Origin of the sequence: Rhodobacter capsulatus SB 1003 (assembly GCF_000021865.1) — a bacterium.
Classification (GTDB): Bacteria; Pseudomonadota; Alphaproteobacteria; order Rhodobacterales; family Rhodobacteraceae; genus Rhodobacter; species Rhodobacter capsulatus_B.
This window is the reverse complement of the sequence record NC_014034.1, coordinates 712236-731731: the sequence shown is the minus strand read 5'-3', so window position 1 is coordinate 731731 and position 19496 is coordinate 712236. Positions and strand designations below refer to the sequence as shown.

18 protein-coding genes are annotated in these 19496 nt (G+C 67.6%); 16 read left to right on the top strand and 2 right to left on the bottom strand.

Annotation, left to right across the window (positions count from 1 at the left end; translation table 11 throughout):
• The first annotated feature begins 2 nt into the window (after positions 1-2).
• The 11 genes from RCAP_RS03335 to RCAP_RS03285 all read left to right on the top strand — a co-directional run bounded on the left by RCAP_RS03335 (position 3) and on the right by RCAP_RS03285 (position 12221).
• Positions 3-3572, top strand: a complete 3570-nt coding sequence (locus RCAP_RS03335; RefSeq protein WP_013066407.1) for a magnesium chelatase subunit H — start codon at positions 3-5, stop codon at positions 3570-3572.
• Between the two features lie 28 nt (positions 3573-3600).
• Positions 3601-4515, top strand: coding sequence for a ferredoxin:protochlorophyllide reductase (ATP-dependent) iron-sulfur ATP-binding protein (bchL, locus tag RCAP_RS03330; RefSeq protein WP_013066406.1), 915 nt, complete (start codon positions 3601-3603; stop codon positions 4513-4515).
• 1 nt (position 4516) lies between these two features.
• Positions 4517-5191 (top strand): magnesium protoporphyrin IX methyltransferase, encoded by a 675-nt coding sequence (gene bchM / locus RCAP_RS03325; RefSeq protein ID WP_013066405.1) that lies wholly within the window; start codon positions 4517-4519, stop codon positions 5189-5191.
• Positions 5188-6621 (top strand): PucC family protein, encoded by a 1434-nt coding sequence (locus RCAP_RS03320; RefSeq protein WP_013066404.1) that lies wholly within the window; start codon positions 5188-5190, stop codon positions 6619-6621. The genes bchM and RCAP_RS03320 overlap by 4 nt, the downstream gene beginning before the upstream one ends.
• Positions 6622-6636: 15 nt before the next feature.
• A complete protein-coding gene (gene puhA, locus RCAP_RS03315) occupies positions 6637-7401 on the top strand; it encodes a photosynthetic reaction center subunit H (protein ID WP_013066403.1) in 765 nt (254 codons plus the stop codon).
• Between the two features lie 71 nt (positions 7402-7472).
• The gene (puhB, locus tag RCAP_RS03310; protein WP_013066402.1) at positions 7473-8114 is read left to right on the top strand and encodes a photosynthetic complex putative assembly protein PuhB; all 642 of its coding nucleotides are present in this window, start codon (positions 7473-7475) and stop codon (positions 8112-8114) included.
• 10 nt (positions 8115-8124) lie between these two features.
• Entirely contained in the window at positions 8125-8613 is a 489-nt protein-coding gene (puhC, locus tag RCAP_RS03305) for a photosynthetic complex assembly protein PuhC (protein ID WP_013066401.1), read from the top strand.
• A 171-nt stretch (positions 8614-8784) separates the two neighbouring features.
• Complete coding sequence (gene puhE / locus RCAP_RS03300) at positions 8785-9609, top strand: putative photosynthetic complex assembly protein PuhE (protein WP_013066400.1); 825 nt, start codon at positions 8785-8787, stop codon at positions 9607-9609.
• Between the two features lie 109 nt (positions 9610-9718).
• Entirely contained in the window at positions 9719-10207 is a 489-nt protein-coding gene (locus RCAP_RS03295; RefSeq protein ID WP_013066399.1) for a lysozyme inhibitor LprI family protein, read from the top strand.
• A 15-nt stretch (positions 10208-10222) separates the two neighbouring features.
• On the top strand, positions 10223-10858 hold the full coding sequence (locus tag RCAP_RS03290; protein WP_013066398.1) for a NifB/NifX family molybdenum-iron cluster-binding protein: 636 nt from the start codon (positions 10223-10225) through the stop codon (positions 10856-10858).
• A 40-nt stretch (positions 10859-10898) separates the two neighbouring features.
• Positions 10899-12221 (top strand): ABC1 kinase family protein, encoded by a 1323-nt coding sequence (locus RCAP_RS03285; RefSeq protein ID WP_013066397.1) that lies wholly within the window; start codon positions 10899-10901, stop codon positions 12219-12221.
• Here the strand turns inward: RCAP_RS03285 and RCAP_RS03280 are convergent.
• Positions 12218-13450 (bottom strand): two-component sensor histidine kinase, encoded by a 1233-nt coding sequence (locus RCAP_RS03280; RefSeq protein WP_013066396.1) that lies wholly within the window; start codon positions 13448-13450, stop codon positions 12218-12220. The genes RCAP_RS03285 and RCAP_RS03280 overlap by 4 nt on opposite strands.
• Complete coding sequence (locus tag RCAP_RS03275) at positions 13447-14100, bottom strand: response regulator transcription factor (RefSeq protein WP_013066395.1); 654 nt, start codon at positions 14098-14100, stop codon at positions 13447-13449. Before RCAP_RS03275 ends, RCAP_RS03280 begins: the two co-directional genes overlap by 4 nt.
• A gap of 123 nt (positions 14101-14223) precedes the next feature.
• Here RCAP_RS03275 and RCAP_RS03270 point away from each other — a divergent pair, with 123 nt between their 5' ends.
• The 5 genes from RCAP_RS03270 (at position 14224) to RCAP_RS03250 (ending at position 19467) form a co-directional block, all read left to right on the top strand.
• Positions 14224-15891 (top strand): phosphoethanolamine transferase, encoded by a 1668-nt coding sequence (locus RCAP_RS03270; RefSeq protein WP_013066394.1) that lies wholly within the window; start codon positions 14224-14226, stop codon positions 15889-15891.
• Positions 15891-16283, top strand: coding sequence for a diacylglycerol kinase (locus tag RCAP_RS03265; RefSeq protein ID WP_013066393.1), 393 nt, complete (start codon positions 15891-15893; stop codon positions 16281-16283). The genes RCAP_RS03270 and RCAP_RS03265 overlap by 1 nt, the downstream gene beginning before the upstream one ends.
• Positions 16284-16361: 78 nt before the next feature.
• Positions 16362-17651 carry a 3-deoxy-D-manno-octulosonic acid transferase gene (locus RCAP_RS03260; RefSeq protein WP_013066392.1) on the top strand — a complete coding sequence of 430 codons (1290 nt, stop codon included), beginning with the start codon at positions 16362-16364 and terminating at the stop codon, positions 17649-17651.
• Positions 17648-19012, top strand: a complete 1365-nt coding sequence (locus RCAP_RS03255; protein ID WP_013066391.1) for a 3-deoxy-D-manno-octulosonic acid transferase — start codon at positions 17648-17650, stop codon at positions 19010-19012. Before RCAP_RS03260 ends, RCAP_RS03255 begins: the two co-directional genes overlap by 4 nt.
• Complete coding sequence (locus tag RCAP_RS03250; protein WP_013066390.1) at positions 19009-19467, top strand: GNAT family N-acetyltransferase; 459 nt, start codon at positions 19009-19011, stop codon at positions 19465-19467. The genes RCAP_RS03255 and RCAP_RS03250 overlap by 4 nt, the downstream gene beginning before the upstream one ends.
• Positions 19468-19496 lie beyond the last annotated feature (29 nt).

Here is a 19496-nt window from a genome sequence, read left to right as displayed (position 1 = left end):
CGATGAGCGGAACCATGCCGCTGCCGCCGCACCGTCCGGGCGGCTATAACGTCGTGATCATCACGCTTGACCAGCATGCCGCCGGTCCGGCTGCCCGCGCGCTGCCGCGGCTGCAACACGACTTCCCCGACATCCATGTGTCCGTCCATGCCGCCGCCGAATGGTCGGAAAACCCGGCCAAGCTGGCGGCTGCGAAAGCGGCCGTCCTTGGCGCGAATATCGTTGTCGCGAACCTTCTGTTCATCGACGAGCATCTGCAGGCGATCCTGCCCGAGATGACCGCCGTGCGCGACAATCTGGATGCCTTTGTCGGCATGGTTGCCGATCCGCAGATCGTTCGTCTGACGAAGATGGGCGATCTGGACATGACCAAGCCCGCTTCGGGGCCGATGGCGCTTTTGAAAAAGCTGCGCGGCAAGTCCGAGCCGGGCGCGGGATCGGCCGAAAAGCAGATGTCGATGCTGCGCACGATCCCCAAGATGCTGAAATTCATCCCGGGCAAGGCGCAGGATCTGCGCGCCTGGTTCCTGTGCATGCAATATTGGCTGGGCGGGTCCGAGGACAACATCGAATCGATGGTCCGCTATCTGGTGGGCCGCTATGCCGACAACCGCGACTGGCGCGGCATCAAGGCGGCGGCGCCGATCGACTACCCCGAGGTCGGGCTTTATCACCCCGACATGCCGGGCCGGATCACCACCGATCCCGCCAAGCTGCCGCAACCCGCAAACCCGGTCGCCACGATCGGCATCCTGATGCTGCGCAGCTATATCCTCGCCAAGGACACCGCGCATTATGATGCGGTGATCCGCGAATTGCAGGCGCATGGCGTCGCCGTTCTGCCCGCCTTTGCCGGGGGGCTGGATGGCCGCCCGGCGATCGAGGAATTCCTGCACGGCAAGATCGACACGCTGCTGTCGCTCTCGGGCTTCTCGCTTGTGGGTGGCCCGGCCTATAACGACAGCGATGCGGCGGTCGAAACGCTGAAAGCGCTGGATGTGCCTTACGTCACCGCGCAGCCGCTGGAATTCCAGACGCTTGGGCAATGGCGGGCCTCGGGCGGCGGGCTCGGCCCGGTGGAAACCACCATGCTGATCGCGCTGCCGGAAATCGACGGCGCGACGAACCCGACCGTCTTTGCCGGCCGCCATGATCCGGCGGGCTGCCTGACCTGTGCGCGCGGCTGCAAACCCGATCCGGAAGCCGAAAGCCACGCCATGGCCCCCTGCCCCGAGCGGATCGAGACGCTGGTGGACAAGGTCGTCCGCATGGCGAAGCTGCGCCGCTCGAAGGTCGCGGAACGCAAGGTCGGCATCGTGCTTTACGGCTTCCCGCCGAATGCGGGCGCTGCCGGGACCGCCGCTTATCTCTCGGTCTTTGAGAGCCTTTTCAACGTGATGCACGCGATGAAGGCCTCGGGCTACCAGATGGGCGAGCTGCCCGAAAGCGTGCAGGAGCTGCGCGATGCGGTGCTGTGCGGTCCGAACACGACGCATGGCCAACCGGCGCAGATCGCGGCCCGGATTCCGGCCGCCGAATTCGTCGCCCGCACGAAATGGCTCAAAGACATCGAAGCCGCCTGGGGCTCGACCCCCGGCAAGCACCAGACCGACGGGCGGGACGTGTTTGTCCTTGGCCGTCAGTTCGGCAATGTCTTCGTCGGCCTGCAGCCGGTCTTCGGCTACGAGGGCGACCCGATGCGGCTCCTTTTTGAGAAAGGCTTCGCGCCGACCCATGCCTTTGCGGCCTTCTACCGCTGGCTGCGCGAGGATTTCGCCGCCGACACGCTGTTGCATTTCGGCATGCACGGGGCGCTTGAGTTCATGCCCGGCAAACAGGCGGGCATGTGCGAAAGCTGCTGGCCGGATCGGCTGATCGGCAACCTGCCGAACGTCTATCTGTATGCCGCCAACAACCCGTCGGAAGCGACGCTGGCGAAACGCCGCTCGAATGCGGTGATCGTCTCGCACCTGACCCCGCCGCTCGCACAATCGGGGCTGTACAAGGGCCTGGCCGAGATCAAGGAAAGCCTTGGCCGTCTGCGCGCCCTGCCGCCCGACTCGCCCGAGCGTGAAGACCTGGAAGCGCTTGTGCGCGAGCAGGCCAAGGGCGTGAACATGGACGCCAGCGACCTTTCCACGCTGTGGGAGAAACTCCTGGAAACCGAGGGCGCGCTGATCACCGAAGGCCTGCATGTCGTCGGCCGTCCGATGACGGCAGAGGCGCGGGCCGAGATGCTGGCCCTGATGCCGGAGAATGCCGACCGTGCGCGGGCGGACAAGCTTCTGCAGGAAGAGCATGAAATCGCGGGGCTTTTGCACGCGCTCGATGGCCGCTACGTGCCGCCGGTGCCGGGGGGCGATCTGGTGCGCTCGCCCGAGATCCTGCCCACGGGGCGCAACATCCACGCCTTCGACCCGTTCCGCATGCCGACCGCCTTTGCGATCAAGGACGGCGCGGCGCAGGCGGCGCGGTTGCTCGCCACGCACCCCACCCTGCCGCGCTCGATCGCGCTGGTTCTGTGGGGGTCGGACAACATCAAGTCGGACGGTGGTCCGATCGGTCAGGCGCTGGCGCTGATGGGCGCGCGGCCGCGGTTCGACAATTACGGGCGCCTGGCCGGGGCGGAGCTGATCCCGCTTTCGGAACTGGGCCGTCCGCGCATCGACGTGGTGATGACGCTCTCGGGCATCTTCCGCGACCTGCTGCCCTTGCAGACGAAGCTTCTGGCCGAGGCCGCCTATCTGTGCGCCAGCGCGGAAAACGAGCCCCTGGCGCAGAACTTCATCCGCGCCAATGTGCTGGCGACGATGCAGGACACCGGAATGGACTTCGAGACCGCCTCGCTGCGGGTGTTCTCGAATGCCGAAGGGGCTTACGGCTCGAACGTCAACACGCTGGTCGGCTCGGCCGGGTTTGGCGACGAAGACGAGCTGGCCGATGCCTATGAGGCCCGCAAGTCCTTTGCCTATGGCCGCGACGGCAAGTCGACGAAACAGGTGAACCTGCTGCAAAACGTGCTGTCCAAGGTCGATCTGGCCTATCAGAACCTTGAATCCGTCGAACTGGGCGTGACCACCGTCGATCACTATTTCGACACGCTGGGCGGCATCGCGCGGGCGACGAAACGGGCGCAGGGCGGCAAGGAAACGCCGGTCTATATCGGCGACCAGACCCGCGGCGCGGGCACGGTGCGCACGCTGCAAGACCAGATCGCGCTGGAAACCCGGGCCCGCTCGCTCAACCCGAAATTCTACGAAGGGTTGCTGAAACACGGGGCCGAAGGCGTGCGGCAGATCGAAGCGCAGGTCACGAACACCCTTGGCTGGTCCGCCACGACAGGGCAGGTTGAGCCTTGGGTCTATCAACGGCTTTCGGAAACCTTTGTCCTTGACGACGAGATGCGCGAGCGTCTGGCCAGCCTGAACTCGGCTGCGTCAAGCCGGATGGCGCAACGGCTTCTGGAAGCTTCAGACCGCAACTACTGGCAGCCGGATCCGGCGACGCTGGCGGCTTTGCAAGCCGCGGCGGACGAGCTCGAAGACCGGATGGAAGGCGTTGCGGCAGAATGAGATGGACGACTACGAAAAGGAGGGCCGCATGAGCCCGCGCGACGATATTCCCGACCTGAAGGGCTTCGACGGTGACGGCGAGGGCTCGGTGCAGGTGCACGACAGCGAAGACATCGGCCTCGATGTCGGCGGCGCGCGCGTGTTCTCGGTCTATGGCAAGGGGGGGATCGGCAAATCGACGACTTCCTCGAACCTCTCGGCCGCGTTCTCGCTTCTGGGCAAGCGCGTGCTGCAGATCGGCTGCGATCCGAAACATGACAGCACCTTCACCCTGACGGGTCGGCTGCAGGAAACCGTGATCGACATCCTCAAGCAGGTGAACTTCCACCCCGAAGAGCTGCGCCCCGAGGATTACGTGACCGAAGGCTTCAACGGCGTGATGTGCGTCGAAGCGGGCGGCCCGCCCGCGGGCACCGGCTGCGGCGGCTATGTGGTGGGTCAGACGGTGAAACTGCTCAAGCAGCATCACCTTCTGGAAGACACTGACGTGGTGGTCTTCGACGTTCTGGGCGACGTTGTCTGCGGCGGCTTTGCGGCGCCGCTGCAACATGCCGACCGGGCGCTGATCGTGACCGCGAACGACTTCGACAGCATCTATGCGATGAACCGCATCATCGCGGCGGTGCAGGCGAAATCGGTGAACTACAAGGTCCGTCTGGCGGGCTGCGTGGCGAACCGCTCGCGCGAGACGAACGAGGTGGACCGCTACTGCGAGGCCGCCAACTTCAAGCGCATCGCCCATATGCCGGATCTGGACAGCATCCGCCGGTCGCGGCTGAAGAAGCGCACGCTCTTCGAGATGGACGACGCCGAGGATGTGGTGATGGCGCGTGCCGAATACATCCGTCTGGCCGAGACGCTCTGGCGCTCGACCGGCGAGCCGGGCCTGACGCCCGAGCCGCTGACCGATCGCCATATCTTCGAACTTCTGGGATTCGACTGAGATGCCCTCCGATTACGCAGAGATCCGCAACCGCGTCGAACACTATTTCGACCGCACCGCGACCCGTGCCTGGGCGCGGCTGACCACCGCGGATGAAAAGGTGAGCAAGGTCCGCCAGACCGTCCGCGAAGGCCGCGACACGATGCGCGCCGTCATGCTCTCGCGCCTGCCCGACGATCTGACCGGCTGCCGCGTCATGGATGCGGGTTGCGGCACCGGGCTGACGACGGTGGAACTGGCCCGGCGCGGCGCCGATGTGGTGGCGGTGGATATCTCGCCGCAGCTGATCGACATCGCCAAGGACCGCCTGCCGCCCGAGCTGCGCGGCAAGGTCAGCTTCCATGTCGGCGACATGGCGGACCCGGCCCTTGGCCAGTTCGATTATGTCGTCGCGATGGACAGCCTGATCTATTACCGCGCGCCGGATATCGGCCGGGTGCTGACGGAACTGGGCAAGCGCACGCACAGCGCCATCGTCTTCACCGTCGCGCCGAAAACGGCCTTCCTGATGGCGTTCTGGTGGCTGGGCAAGCTTTTCCCGCGCTCGAACCGCTCGCCGGTGATGATCCCGCATGCGCTGGACAAGCTGCAGCGCCATGCGGGCGACAGCCTGATCAAGATCGACCGCGTCGCGCGCGGTTTCTACATCTCGGAATGCCTGGAGTATCGGCCATGATACTCTCCCGCCGCATGATCGGTTCGCTGGCGATGACCTGGCTGCCCTTCGCCGATGCGGCGTCCGAAACCCTGCCGCTGCGGCAATTGCTGCGGCTGTCGCTGTTTCAGGTTTCCGTCGGCATGGCGCAGGTGCTGCTTCTGGGCACGCTCAACCGGGTGATGATCCTGGAGCTGGGCGTGCCCGCGCTTGTCGTCGCCGCGATGATCTCGATCCCGGTGCTGGTGGCGCCGTTCCGCGCCATTCTTGGCCACCGCTCCGACACCTACCGCTCGGCGCTTGGCTGGAAGCGGGTGCCCTATCTGTGGTTCGGTTCGCTCTGGCAGATGGGCGGGCTGGCGCTGATGCCGTTCTCGCTGATCCTGCTGTCGGGCGATCAGACCATGGGCCCCGCCTGGGCGGGCGAGGCCTTTGCGGGCGTGGCCTTCCTGATGGCGGGCGTCGGCATGCACATGACGCAGACCGCGGGTCTGGCGCTGGCCGCCGACCGCGCGACCGAGGAAACCCGGCCGCAGGTGGTGGCGCTGCTTTACGTGATGTTCCTGATCGGCATGGGCATTTCCGCCGTCATCGTCGGCTGGCTGCTGCGCGACTTCGACCAGATCACCCTGATCCGCGTCGTGCAGGGCTGCGGGGCGATGACGCTGGTTCTGAACGTCATTGCGCTGTGGAAACAGGAAGTGATGCGGCCGATGACCAAGGCCGAACGCGAAGCCCCGCGGCAAAGCTTCCGCGAGGCCTGGGGGCTTCTGGCGGCCGAGACCGGCGCCCTGCGGCTTCTGGCCACGGTCATGGTCGGCACGCTTGCCTTTTCGATGCAGGACGTGCTTCTCGAACCCTATGGCGGTCAGGTGCTTGGCCTGAAGGTGGGGCAGACGACCTGGCTCACCGCGGGCTGGGCCTTTGGCGCGCTTGTCGGTTTCATCTGGTCGGCACGGCGCCTTTCGCAAGGGGCCGTGGCGCATCGCGTCGCTGCGCGCGGGCTTCTGGTCGGCATCGTCGCCTTTACGGCGGTGCTGTTCTCGCCGCTTTTCGGCAGCAAGGTGCTGTTCTTCGCTTCTGCCATGGGCATCGGCCTTGGCAGCGGCATGTTCGGAATTGCCACGCTGACCGTGGCGATGATGGTGGTCGTGCGGGGTGCTTCCGGCATCGCGCTCGGCGCCTGGGGTGCGGCGCAGGCCACGGCGGCGGGGCTTGCGGTCTTCATCGGGGGTGCGACGCGTGACCTCGTTGCCCACGCCGCCGCAGCGGGGTATCTGGGGTCACTCCATAGCCCGGCGCTCGGCTACACGGTGGTCTATGTGACCGAAATCGGACTGCTCTTCATCACCCTTGCCGTGCTCGGACCGCTCGTTCGCCCCGGCAGCCTTTTCCCCAAGAAGCCGGAAGCCGGCGAGGCTCGGATCGGCCTTGCCGAATTTCCAACCTGACAAAGGAGGACCAACATGGTCGGTGTCAATTTCTTCGGAGACTTCGATCTGGCCAGTCTTGCAATCTGGTCGTTCTGGGCGTTTCTCGCCTATCTGATCTACTATCTGCAAACCGAGAACATGCGCGAAGGCTATCCGCTCGAAAACGACGACGGCAAGCTCTCGCCCAACCAGGGCCCGTTCCCGGTGCCCTCGCCCAAGACCTTCGATCTGGCCGATGGCCGCAAGATCGTCGTTCCCTCGGTCGAGAACGAAGAAGCCCACCGTCGCACCGACCTCGCGCTCGAGCGCACCTCGGTCAACGAAGGCTATCCGTTCCGTCCGACCGGCAACCCGATGCTGGACGGCGTGGGCCCGGCTTCCTGGGTGCCGCGGCGGGACGAACCCGAGGTTGACGCGCATGGTCACAACAAGATCCAGCCGATGCGCAAGACCGAGATGAAGGTTTCGGCCGGTCGCGATCCGCGCGGGATGCCGGTGCAGGCGGGGGATACCGAAGTGGTCGGCAAGATCGTCGACATGTGGGTGGACATCCCCGAGCAGCTGGTCCGTTATCTCGAGGTCGAACTGAACTCGGGCAAGAAGAAGCTGCTGCCGATGACCATGCTGAAGATCTGGTCGGATCGTGTGCGCGTCAACGCGATCACCTCGGACCTGTTCGACACCATCCCCGACATCAAGTCGCCGGACGTGGTCACCAAGCTCGAAGAAGACAAGATCTCGGCCTATGTCGCCGGGGGCTACATGTACGCCAAGGGTGTCAAACCCTACGCGCTCTGATGCGAGCCTACGGGGACGGCGCGCGCCCGCGCCGTCCCGTCTGACCGCACTACTGGAATACGGAGGTCTGCATGTCAGACCATGACTTCGACTTCGAACCCCAGCCGGGGATCCCCGCTCCCCTGCCGGAAGGCGAGGAGATTCTCTGGCAAGGCAAGCCCGACATGTGGATGCTGGCGCGCGACGCGTTCAAGATCCGCTGGATGACGGGCATCATGCTGTTTGTCGCCGCCTGGCGCACCGCGCTTTACTGGCACGAGGAAGGCGCCCGGGTGGCGCTGCCCACCGCCGTCCTGTTCCTTCTGATGGCCGCTGTCGTCTACGGGCTGATGCTTCTGCTCGCCTTCGCGCAGGCCCGTGCCGCGATCTACACCATCACCTCGGCCCGCGTGATCCTGCGCATCGGCGCCGCGCTGCAGGTGACCTTCACCATTCCCTTCACCGTGATCGAATCGATGTCGCTGGCCAAGCTGGGCCGCAAGGGCTTCGGCACGATCGCGCTGCAGAACCGCTCGGACATGCGCCTGTCCTATGGCGTGCTCTGGCCGCATGCGCGCCCCTGGCATTTCCGCGTGCCGCAGGCCGCCTTCCGCTGCATCCCCGAGGCCGAAAAGGTCGCCCGCATCCTCTCCGAGGCCGCGCAGGCGAAACTGAACGAACCGCAGGTCGTCGCCGCGCCGAAAGCCGGCGCCGCTCTGGCCGTGGCGGAATAAGGGGACCCCGATGGCACAGCTTCCGCTTTCCCCTGCCCCGCAGCGCCCCGAGACGAAAACCCCCGGCAAGCCCGAGGCCGAGCTGATCCCGAAACCGCTGTTGCGGGCGATGATCGGCATCGCGCTTCTGTCGCTGGCGCTGACCACCTATGCGGTGCTGACCGGGCGCCCGCACGAAGGCGTGCCCGCCCCGGGCAAGGTCGTCGCCGAAAAGCTGGTCGTGCTCAAGGATATCGACGCCCGTCACGCCACCGTCTCCGACCCCGAGGGCAATATCCTGCTGGATCTGCCCGAAGGCGGTTTCGTCGATGTGATGGCGGCGGCCGTGCGCCGCTCGCGCGCCGTGGCGCGGATCACCGACAACCCGCCGGTGCGGATCGTGCGCTATGACAACGGCCGTCTGGCGATGGAAGACCCGGCCACCGGCTGGTCCACCGAACTTTACGCCTTTGGCGCCGACAGCAAGGCCGCCTTCGAGCGTATTCTCGACATGAAGTGAGGAACCCATGCCCGCTTTGAAAAGCCACGTGCGACCGAATTCCGCCGCCCCGGCGCGGCGGCAGCCGTGGCCCTGCGGGTCTTGCGTTACCGCCCCCGTGGCGGTTCGGATCGGGGCGATGGGCGCGTCCCCCGGTCCAGCGCGGCGCCCCCATCACCGGGGGTGCCGCGCATGAACAATCCCTGGCTCGTGGCGCTGACGACGATCTTCGTGTGGTGGTTTTCCACCGGCGCGATCCTGTGGCGCATCCGCCGGGCCGACTTGTCGGGCCGGGCGGCGCATATGCGCTCGGTCGTCGGCGGGCTGCCGCTGCTGATCGGCGGCTATATCGCCATGGCCAATTCCGCCGATGACACCTCGGTGCGCGGCGCCCATGTCGCCTTCCTCTCTGCCGTTTCGGTCTGGGGCTGGTTCGAACTTGCGTTTCTCTCGGGCGTCGTCGCCGGTCCGAACCGCGATCATTGCCCGCCCTTCGCCTCGATGACGGAACGGTTCCTCCGCTCGGTCGGCACGCTTCTGTGGCATGAAATCGGCCTGATCTCGGCCTTGATCCTCTGCGCGGTGCTGGTCTGGACCGGCGAGAATCACTTCGGCCTCTGGACCTTCGCGACGCTGTTCTTCGCCCGGGTCTCGGCGAAGCTGAACCTGTTCCTGGGCGTGCCGCGGATCAACACCCAGTTCCTGCCGAAACCGCTGGCCCATCTGGCCAGCCATTTCCGCCACGCCCGGATGAACTTCCTGTTCCCGGTCTCGATCACCGTGCTGACCTTTGCCACCGGCTGCTGGATGGAACGGGCGGCGGATGCGCAGACCGACGGCATCTTCATCGGCTTCGTGCTGCTGACCGTGCTGACCGCGCTTGCGCTTCTGGAACACTGGTTCATGGTGCTGCCGCTGCCCGACCAGAAGCTCTGGACCTGGATGCTGCCCTCGGTCGAGGATCCGGCCGAAACGGTGGCCGAGCCGGTGCCGGGGCGCATCCCCGTGGGCGAGTGACGCGCGACTTCGTGAACGCCACGCCGCGCGGAATGTGACGACGTCACAGACACCCCCTGCCCTGCCCGCTTATCTGCCCGCATCCGGTTCTGTCACAAGGTGTTCCCCGATGCGCGTCCTTCCTCTTCCGCTTCTGATCGCGCTTGGCTTTCCGGCCGCGGCGCTGGCGGGCAACCAGACCGCCGACTGCATGGCACAGGCAACGACCCCCGCAGAGCAGCTGGCCTGTGTCGGCAAATCCTCGGAGGCCTGCCGGTCGCATCTGGTCGATGCCCAGCCCGCGCTGGTGGCGGGCTGCATCACCGACGAGGTGGGCTGGTGGCGGCACAGGCTGATGGATGCCGAGGCGGCGATGCAGGCGCGGGCGGAAAAGCTTGATGTGCCCTATACGAAACAGATCGCCGAGGGGGCGCCGCGCCTGACCGATGATTTCGAGGCGATGCGCAAGGCCTGGGCCAGCTGGGCCGAGAAGCGCTGCACCTTCGAGGCGATGGCGCATCGCAATTCGCCGCGACGGATGGTATATGCGATCGACTGTCACCTGCACCTGACGGCCGAACAGGCGCTTTATCTTGAAGCCGCGGCCAAGGGCAAGTAATTCAAGGATCCTTCCATGCTCATCGCTGTCGCCAGCCAGAATTTCCGCACCATTTCCGGCCAGGCCGGAGAGACCGGCCCGTTCCTGATCTACGAGGTCGCGGCGGGGGCCAAGGCGCAGGAAGTGGCGCGGATCGACCTGCCCGAGGCGCTGCGGATGCCCGCCGAGGATCCCGCCTCCCCGCATCCGTTCGACGACATGACGGCGGTGATTTCCGCCGCCGCGACCGAGGCTTTCGGCGACCGGATGGCGGCGCGCGGCGTTCTGGCCGTGGTCAGCGAGGAAGAGACCGATCCGGCCAGCGCTGCGGCTTCGCTTGCCGTGGCCATCGTCGAGGCGCTTTCGGCCGCGGGGATGCGGCTGGAGGATCTGGAGGGCTGCGGTTGTGGCGATCACGGCCGCGAGGGCTGCGACGGTCAGGGCGGCTGCGGCGGCCATGACCATGACCACGGGCACGACCACGGCGGTTGCGGCTGTGGCGGCGGCGGGCATCACCACGGGCGCGGGCATGGCCACGGGCGCCGTCGCGGTGGGCGCGGCTGCGGCTGTGGCGGCCAGGATCATGCGGCCGAGGCGGTTCCGGTGCTGCGCGATGCGCCGCGCCAGGGCGGCGGCTGTGGCTGCGGCGGCGGCGGCTCTTGCCGGGGCTGAGCCCCGTCCTATCTGACCCAAACCCAAATCCGGAGCGACCATGACCGAGCGCAAGCCCGATATGAAACCCATGCCCGTGCCGTCCTCGCGTTTCGTGCGCGCGGCGAAGCTTGGCGGGCTGGCCTCCAGCATCGCGGGCTCGGTGATGGCCGAGGGGGCGAAAAGCCTTGCCCGCGGCCAGCGCCCGGTGATGAGCGATCTGCTGCTGACGCCGCAAAACGCGCTCAAGGTCGCCGACAAGCTGGCGCAGATGCGCGGCGCGGCGATGAAGATGGGGCAGCTGATGTCGATGGACGCGGGCGAGATGCTGCCGCCCGAGCTGTCGCAGATCATGGCCCGGCTGCGCGCCGAGGCGCATTTCATGCCGCCCGCGCAGCTGAAAAAGGTGCTGATCGCCGCTTGGGGTCCGGATTTCCTCAAGCATTTCAAGAAATTCGACGTGCATCCCATCGCCGCCGCCTCGATCGGGCAGGTGCACCGGGCCTGGACGAAAGACGGCCGCGATCTGGCGATCAAGGTGCAATATCCGGGCGTGCGCAAGTCGATCGATTCGGATGTCGACAATGTCGCGACGCTGATGAAGATTTCGGGCCTCGTGCCGAAGGGGCTCGATATCGCGCCGATGCTGGAGGAGGCGAAGCGGCAGCTGCACGAAGAGGCCGATTACGAGCGCGAGGGCAAGTATCTGGCGCTGTTCGGGCAACTCAAGGAAAACAGTGCCGATTTCACCGTGCCCGCGCTGCATGCCGATCTGACCACGCGCGAGGTTCTGGCGATGTCTTTTGTCGAAGGCGTGCCGATCGAAAGCCTGGAAACCGCGCCGCAGGCGGAACGCGACCGGGTGATGCGGCTGATCGTCGATCTGATCTTCCGCGAACTCTTCGACTACCGGCTGATGCAGACCGACCCGAATTTCGCCAATTTCCGCTACGATCCGGCAACGGGGCGGGTGATCTTGCTCGATTTCGGCGCGACGCGGGAATTCCCCGAGGCTTTTGCCGACCGCTATCGGCGGCTTTTACGCGCGGGGCTCGATGACGACATGACCGGCGTGCGCGATGCCGCGCGCGAGATCGGTTTCCTGCATGCCGAGATGCCCGAGGATCTGGAGGCGCTGCTGCTCGAGATGTTCCGGATGTCGGTCGAGCCCCTGCGTCAGCCCGGGTTTTACGATTTCGGCCAGAACGATCTGGCGCTGCGGATGCGCGACGAAAGCCTGGCCTTGCAGTCGCATCGGCATCATTTCCGCTTCCCGCCGGTGGACAGCCTGTTTCTGCAGCGCAAATTCGGCGGCGTCTATCTTCTGGCCACGAAGCTGCGCGCCCGGATCGACCTGCGCAACGTCGTCGAAAGCTGGCTTTAAAACCGCACCACCACCCGCGCCCGCCCGGCGCGGATGGTCTTGTCGACACTGGCGCCCATCGCCGCCGCCAGGGCCGCGACGATGGAAAGCCCCAGCCCCAACCCGCGCGAGCCCGGCCCCTTGGCAAAGGGCGCCTCGACAAAGGCCGTCTGCGCGGTCGGGTTCTCGATCATCAGCGCCGCTCCGCCGCCGTCACCGGCCAGAGAAATCACCACCCGCACCGGCCCGGTGCCGTGTTCCAGCGCGTTTTCCAGCAGGTTGCGGATCAGGATCGCCAGCGCATCGGCATCGACGGGCAGGCTCAGGCTTTCGACATCGCCATCGTCGAAGCGCACCTCTGCCCCCTGCCGCCGCGCCTCCTCGACCAGAAGCCGCGCCACCTGCACCAGATCCGAGGGGCCGCGCCCCAGACCCAGCCCGGCCTCGGACCGCGACAGCTGCAACAGCCGCTCCACCCGCCGGGTCAGATCATCGAGCATCGGCAGCGCCGCCGCCGCCCCCGGCCCGCCCAGCAGATCCAGCCGCCCCCGGATCGCCGCGATCGGCGTGCGCAGCTCATGCGCGGCATTGGCGACGAAGCGGCGCTCGATCGCGCGCAGATCGTCGATCCGCGCCAGATAGCCGTTCAGCCCGTGCGCGAGCGGGCGCAATTCCCGCGCCAGACCGGCCTCGGGCAGGGGCGAAAGATCGTCGGGACCGCGCCCGGCAATCGTTCCCGCCAGATCGTCAAGCGGCGCCAGCGCGCGGCGCAGCGCCCGCCGGATGCCAAGGATCAGCAGCGCCACCACCGGGCCGACCAGGATCAGCAGCGACACCGCCGCCTCGGCCATTTCCGAGCGCCGCCAGGCCTGGTTATGCGCCACCTCGACCACTTCGTGATCGCCGCTGCGCCGCAAAACGCGCCAGCCCGCGTGATCGAAATAGCCGTCCACCGCGGGCGAAACCCAGGGCACTGCCGGTTCGGGCGCGCCGGGGCGGATGATCCGCAACAGCCGCTGATCCTGCCCGGGCGAGACCCCCACCAGCCGCGGCACCGCCGGATTGCTGCCGGTTTCGAGTGCGAGGATCGTCGTCTCGGCGACCAGTTCCAGCTCCTCGTCGAAGCCCTCGCTCATCTCGCGGTCGATGAAAAGCGCGGTCAGCGCCACCGTGCCCAGCCAGCCCAGCGCCACCACCCCCAGCACGGCGCGCAACAGCCGGTTGCGGATCGACAGCGGCGCGCGGCTCATGGCAGCACATAGCCCAGACCGCGCCGGGTCTCGATCACCGCGGGGCCCAGCTTCGCGCGCAACCGCGAGACATAGACCTCGATCGCATTGCCCTCGATCCGGTCGTCAAAGGCGTAAAGCGCCTCTTCCAGCGCGGATTTGCCCAGAACCCGGCCGCGCGCGCCCAAAAGCGCCTCGAAGAGCGCCCATTCCCGCGCCGTCAGCCGCACCTCGGCCCCCGCCCGCCAGACCCGGGCAAGCGCCCGGTCCACTTCCAGCTCGCCCAGCACGATCCGCGCCTCGGGCACGCCCTGCGCGCGCCGGGCATGGGCCCGGATGCGGGCGGACAATTCGTTCAGATCGAAGGGCTTGACCACGTAATCATCGGCCCCGGCATCCAGCCCCGCGATACGGTCGGAAATCTGGTCGCGGGCGGTGGCGATGATGACCGGCGTGCGGTCGCCACGGTCGCGGCAGTCGCGCAGCACCGCCAGCCCCGAACCGTCGGGCAGGCCCAGATCCAGGATCACGCAGGCATAGTCGCTGACCGCCAGCGCCGTGCGCGCGCCCTCGACATCGGTCGCCAGATCGACGGCATGGCCCTCGGCGCGCAGATGGCGCGCAAGGGTCTCGGCCAGATCGGCGGTATCTTCGACCAGAAGCAGACGCATGCCCCCGGCATAACCGCGCCCGCGTCCTTTGACGAGGATTTTTCCGCCCCCGCCCGCGATCGTAAGGCTGGCGCAAGGCAGCGCGGCGAGATCGACGGCAAGACCCGCAAGGAGACGGACCAGATGTCGAGCACCCCCCTTCCCTTTTCGCCGCCCGGACCCGGCAGGGCCCCCGCCCCGTCGCGGGTGCAGCTGAGCCCCTGGGGGCTCAATCTGCTGGTCGCGGCCTATCTGCTTTTGGCGCTGAACGGCGGCCTGTGGTCGGCGATCTTCCGGGTCTTCGCCAAGGATCCGGTGGCGCTGGTGGCCTTTGGCGCCTCGGTCAGCGTGCTTTTGCTGCTGCTGATGGCCTTTGTCACCCTGCCCCGGCTGCAGCGTCCAGCGCTGGCGCTGATGATCCTGACCGCCGCCGTGGCCGAGCATTTCCGCGCCGCCTATGGCGTGCTGATCGACCGCGACATGATCCAGAACGCCATGCTGACCACGACGACGGAAAGCAAGCATCTGTTCACGCTGCAGTTTTTCCGCGATATCGGGCTGTGGGGCGTGCTGCCCGCGGCGCTGATCTTCGTCCTGCCGCTGAAGCCGGTGCGGCTGCGCAGCCTGATCTGGCGCTGGCCGCTGGGGATTGCCCTGACGACGGCGCTGCTGTTGGGGCTTCTGGTCAGCAATTACCGCAGCTTCGCCCCCGCCGTGCGCAACCACCGCGAGATGCTGGCCGCCTTCCAGCCCGGGGCGCCGCTGCGGGCGATGGCGCGCTATGGCGTGCTGCGCTTTGCTACCGCCGACATCACCGCCGCGCCCTATGGCCGCGATGCCCGCCCGGGGCCCTTGCTGCAGGCGGCGCAAAAGCCGGTGCTCTTCGTGCTTTTCGTCGGCGAGACCGCGCGGGCGCAGAATTTCGGGCTGAACGGCTATGGGCGCGACACCACCCCGGAACTGGCGAAACTTGACGTGGTGAATTTCACCGACACCTCTTCTTGCGGCACCTCGACCGCGGTGTCGGTGCCCTGCATGTTTTCCGATCTGGGCACCGAGGGCTATGCGCAAAAGCGCTTCCTTGGCCGCGAAAATCTGGTCGACATCCTGGCCCATGCCGGGCTGAAGGTGGAATGGATCGACAACAACACCGGCGATCAGCAGGTGGCGAAACGGCTGGGCCCGGTGACGCGGGTCGATGCGACGCTGGATCCGGCCGCCTGTGCGGGGGGCGAATGCACCGATGCCGCCTTCCTGCCGATCATCAAGGCGCGGATGGAGACGATCACCGAAAACACCGTGCTCGTCCTGCACATGATCGGCAGCCACGGGCCGGCCTATTACCTGCGCTACCCGGCCGATCAGGCGGTGTTCAAACCCGATTGCCGGTCTTCGGCCTTTGCCGATTGCAAGGCCGAGGAAATCGTCAACGCCTATGACAATTCGATCCGCATGACCGATCATGTGCTGGCCGAGACGGTGCGGATGATGGCGGCGCAAGACCGCGTGATCCCGGCGATGTATTTCGTCTCGGATCATGGCGAAAGCCTTGGCGAGAAAGGGCTTTATCTGCATGCCGCGCCGATGTTCATGGCGCCTGACGAACAGCGCAAGGTGCCCTTCGTGATCTGGCTGTCGCAGGCCTTCCAGGACGCGATGCAGGTGCCGCAAGCCTGTCTGGCGGCGCAATCCGGGGCGGCGGTGTCGCATGACAACCTCTTCCATTCGGTGCTGGGCCTGCTCGACATCCGGACCTCGGTGCGCAAGGATGCGCTGGATCTGAGCCACGACTGCCGCAAGGGGGGGGCGTGATGACCAAGCCGGAAGAACCCGCGCCGCAGGTGGTGCCGCCGCGGCCGGGGCTGGGGCATCTGATCGATGCGACCGGCTATTCGCTCTCCGGGATGGGGCGGCTTTGGCGCGAGACCGCCGCCCGGCAGGAACTGATCCTGGGCGCCGTCGCGCTGGGGCTTTTGGCGCTTTTCGGTGCGTCGGCGGCGCACTTCTTGGGCTTTGGCGTGCTTTTCGCGCTGCTTCTGGCCGTCGAGGCGCTGAACACCGCGATCGAGGTGCTGACCGACCGGATCTCGCCCGAATGGTCGCGGGCGGCCAAGGACGCCAAGGATCTGGGCTCGCTGGCCGTCGGGCTGATGGTGCTGTGCAATGTCGGTTTCGTCGCGGCGGTGGGGCTTGGCCTCGTCTGAGCGGGCCGGATGGACAAAGACGTGCCGCCGCCCTAGGGTCCGCGCGATTTTCGCCCCGGACCCGAAAGGAGCGCCAAGATGAACGCCCGTTCCGCCGATGACGGCTGGCAGCTGCGCGCCTATCTGGCGGCGCGGCGGCTGGCGCAACCGCTGATGCGCGCGGTGCTGGCGCGGCGGCTGAAGCAGGGCAAGGAAGATCCCGCGCGCCTGCCCGAAAAGCTGGGCCGTCCGACCGCGGCGCGGCCTGCGGGGCGGCTGGTCTGGCTGCATGCGGTGGGTCTGGGCGAGGTGCTGGCGCTGCGCCCGCTGATCGCCGCGCTGCAGGCCGAGGACCCGGCCCTCTCGGTGCTGATCACCTCGACGGCGCGGTCTTCGGCGCAGGTGCTGGGGTCGAACCTGCCCGCGGGTGCGGTGCATCAGTTCCTGCCGCTGGACGGACCCGATTTCCTGCGCCGTTTTCTGGATCACTGGCGCCCGGATCTGTCGATCTGGTCGGAACAGGATCTGTGGCCGGGCGCGATCTGCGACACTGCCGCGCGCGGCGTGCCGTTGGCCTATGTGAACGCCCGGATCGGCGCCAGGGCGGCGGCGAAACGGGCGCGGCTGGGCGGGCTTTACCGCGATGTGCTCGGGCGGTTTTCCCTGATCGCGGCGCAGGATGCGGTCTCGGCCGGGCATCTGCGCGCGCTGGGGGCAGAAAGCGTGCGGGTGATGCGCTCGCTCAAGCCCGCCGCGGCGCCGCTGGGCGTCGATCCGGCCGAGCTGTCCCGGTTTCAGGCCGCGCTCTCGGGCCGCAAGATCTGGGTTGCGGCCTCCACCCATGCCGAGGACGAGGCGGTGGTGATCGCGGCCGCCAGGGCGCTTTCGGCGCAGAACCCGAGCTGGCTGTTGATCCTGGCCCCGCGCCTGCCCGCCCGGGCCGAGGCGATCCTGGATGCGCTGACAGCAGCCGGGCTGAGCAGCACCCGGCGCAGCACGGGCGGGATGCCCGAGGCCGCAACGCAGGTCTATCTGGCCGACAGTTTCGGCGAGCTTGGCCTTTGGTATCGGCTGGCCCGGGTCGCCTGTATCGGCGGCAGTTTCGGCCCCATCGGCGGCCATAACCCCTGGGAGGCCGTCTGTCTGGGCCTGCCGGTGCTTTCGGGCCCCGTCACGCATAATTTCGCCACCGATTACGCCGATCTCGCCGCCGCGGGCCTCGCGCAGCGCATCGACCCCGGCCCGGAGGCAGGCGCCACCCTGGCCCGGGCGGTGGCCGAAACCGCCCCCACCGCGCAAGACCGCGCCCGCGCGCTGGTCGCCACGGCCCGGGCCGAACTGGCGCCGCTCGCCCGCGAGCTGCTGGCACTGAGGAAAACCGACCGATGATCCTGCGGCTGTTCATGGCGCTTTACCGGCTGCTTTGGCTTTTCGGCCTGCCTTTTGTGCTGCTGTATCTCTGGCGCCGCGGCCGCCGTGACCCCGCCTATCTGCAGGCCCTGCCCGAACGCTTCGGCTTTTACCGCCGGGCGCTGCCGCAGGGCGCGCTTTGGGTGCATGCGGTCTCCTTGGGCGAGATGCGCTCGGCCCTTGCGCTGGTGCGGCGGATGCTTGATCGCGGCGAAACCGTGGTGCTGACGCATTTCACCCCGGCCGGGCGCAGCGAATCCGCCCGCGCCTTCGGCCCCGAGATCGCCGCGGGCCGGGTCGTGGTGGTCTGGGTGCCGCTGGACATGGGCTGGTGCTGGCGCCGGTTCCTGCGCGCCTGCCGCCCGCGGCTGGGCCTGACGCTGGAGGTCGAGATCTGGCCCGCGATGATCCTGGCCGCCCGCGCCGCGGGCGTTCCGCTTTTCGCCGCGAACGCGATCTACACGCAGGGCCGTTTTGCCCGTGACAGCAAGGGCTTGCGGCTGCGCCAACGGGTGATTGCGCAGCTGGCCGGGGCCTTCGTGAAATCGCGTCTGCAGGCCGAGCGTTTCGCCGCAACGGGGCTGACCGGGATCACCGTCACCGGCGAATTGCGCTTTGACCAGCCGGTGCCCCCCGCCCTGCCCGCCGCCGCCGCCCGCCTGCGCCCCGCCCTTGCCGCCGGGCGCGAGGTGATCACCCTCGCCAGCTGCGTCGAGGCGGAAGAGCCGCTTTTCACCGACGTCATCGCTGAAATCACCGCGCGGGCCCGGGCCGAAAACCGCCCCGCGCCGCTGTTCGTGCATGTCCCCCGCGCGCCGGAACGCTTTGACGCGGTGGCCACGGGGCTTGCGGCGGCGGGGCTGAACGTGCTGCGCCGCAGTGCCGCGCTTGGCCCCGATCTGGCGCCCCTCGGCCCGATCACCGCGCCCGATGTCTTTCTGGGCGACAGCCTGGGCGAGATGTTCTTTTACCTCGCGCTGGCCGACCGGGTGATTGTCGGCGGCGGCTTCAGCCCGAAGGGCGCCCATAACGTGATCGAGCCCCTGATGCTGGGCAAGCCGGTGCTGACCGGGCCGCAGGTGCACACGATCGAATATCCCTTTGCCGAGGCGGCAGCTGCGGGCGTGGCGCAAAGCCTGCCCGACCGGGCGGCGCTGCTGGCGGCACTGGCCGAACCGCCGCAGGACAACCGCGCCGCGATCGCGGCCTTTCTGGCCGAGCACGCGGGGGCCAGCGCCCGGACCCTTGCCGCGGCGGATGCGGCGCTGGCCCGGCTGGACTTGGCCGCCCGCCCGGGCCAGAACGGCGGCGACACGGAAACAGCAGGAGGCAAGCCATGATCGAGATCGCCCTTTCTTCGCCGCTGGCGCCGGATCTGGCGCTGTTGCACGAACGGCATACGGTGGCGATGCACGCCGACACGCCGCCCGAATCGATCCACATGCTGCCCGCCTCGGCGCTGGCGGCGCCGGGGATCTGGTTTTACGTGCTGCGCTTCGAGGGGCGGCCGGTGGGCATGGGCGCGCTGAAGCGGATCGACGCCCATCATGCCGAGGTGAAATCGATGCATGTGCTGTCCGAGATGCGCGGCATGGGGCTGGCGCGGGCGCTGGTCGTGCATCTGGTGGGCGAGGCGCGGCGTCTGGGCTTTGCCCGGATCAGCCTCGAGACCGGATCGCAGGACAGTTTCGGCCCGGCGCGGGCGCTGTATCTGGCCGAAGGCTTCGTCGAATGCGGCCCGTTCGAGGGCTATGGGCACGATCCGAACTCGGTCTTCATGACGCGGGCGCTGTGAATGCTTGCATGCCTTTCGCGCTTGGCGCA

What these genes read in the sequence shown, in the direction of transcription:
- RCAP_RS03250 (WP_013066390.1), top strand. Translation starts at nt 19,009, where the DNA reads ATGATCGAGATCGCCCTTTCTTCGCCGCTGGCGCCGGATCTGGCGCTG.
- RCAP_RS03320 (WP_013066404.1), top strand. Translation starts at nt 5,188, where the DNA reads ATGATACTCTCCCGCCGCATGATCGGTTCGCTGGCGATGACCTGGCTG.
- RCAP_RS03255 (WP_013066391.1), top strand. Translation starts at nt 17,648, where the DNA reads ATGATCCTGCGGCTGTTCATGGCGCTTTACCGGCTGCTTTGGCTTTTC.
- RCAP_RS03280 (WP_013066396.1), bottom strand. Translation starts at nt 13,450, where the DNA reads ATGAGCCGCGCGCCGCTGTCGATCCGCAACCGGCTGTTGCGCGCCGTG.
- RCAP_RS03275 (WP_013066395.1), bottom strand. Translation starts at nt 14,100, where the DNA reads ATGCGTCTGCTTCTGGTCGAAGATACCGCCGATCTGGCCGAGACCCTT.
- puhA (WP_013066403.1), top strand. Translation starts at nt 6,637, where the DNA reads ATGGTCGGTGTCAATTTCTTCGGAGACTTCGATCTGGCCAGTCTTGCA.
- RCAP_RS03265 (WP_013066393.1), top strand. Translation starts at nt 15,891, where the DNA reads ATGACCAAGCCGGAAGAACCCGCGCCGCAGGTGGTGCCGCCGCGGCCG.
- RCAP_RS03290 (WP_013066398.1), top strand. Translation starts at nt 10,223, where the DNA reads ATGCTCATCGCTGTCGCCAGCCAGAATTTCCGCACCATTTCCGGCCAG.
- RCAP_RS03335 (WP_013066407.1), top strand. Translation starts at nt 3, where the DNA reads ATGAGCGGAACCATGCCGCTGCCGCCGCACCGTCCGGGCGGCTATAAC.
- RCAP_RS03285 (WP_013066397.1), top strand. Translation starts at nt 10,899, where the DNA reads ATGACCGAGCGCAAGCCCGATATGAAACCCATGCCCGTGCCGTCCTCG.
- puhE (WP_013066400.1), top strand. Translation starts at nt 8,785, where the DNA reads ATGAACAATCCCTGGCTCGTGGCGCTGACGACGATCTTCGTGTGGTGG.
- puhC (WP_013066401.1), top strand. Translation starts at nt 8,125, where the DNA reads ATGGCACAGCTTCCGCTTTCCCCTGCCCCGCAGCGCCCCGAGACGAAA.
- bchM (WP_013066405.1), top strand. Translation starts at nt 4,517, where the DNA reads ATGCCCTCCGATTACGCAGAGATCCGCAACCGCGTCGAACACTATTTC.
- puhB (WP_013066402.1), top strand. Translation starts at nt 7,473, where the DNA reads ATGTCAGACCATGACTTCGACTTCGAACCCCAGCCGGGGATCCCCGCT.
- bchL (WP_013066406.1), top strand. Translation starts at nt 3,601, where the DNA reads ATGAGCCCGCGCGACGATATTCCCGACCTGAAGGGCTTCGACGGTGAC.
- RCAP_RS03260 (WP_013066392.1), top strand. Translation starts at nt 16,362, where the DNA reads ATGAACGCCCGTTCCGCCGATGACGGCTGGCAGCTGCGCGCCTATCTG.
- RCAP_RS03295 (WP_013066399.1), top strand. Translation starts at nt 9,719, where the DNA reads ATGCGCGTCCTTCCTCTTCCGCTTCTGATCGCGCTTGGCTTTCCGGCC.
- RCAP_RS03270 (WP_013066394.1), top strand. Translation starts at nt 14,224, where the DNA reads ATGTCGAGCACCCCCCTTCCCTTTTCGCCGCCCGGACCCGGCAGGGCC.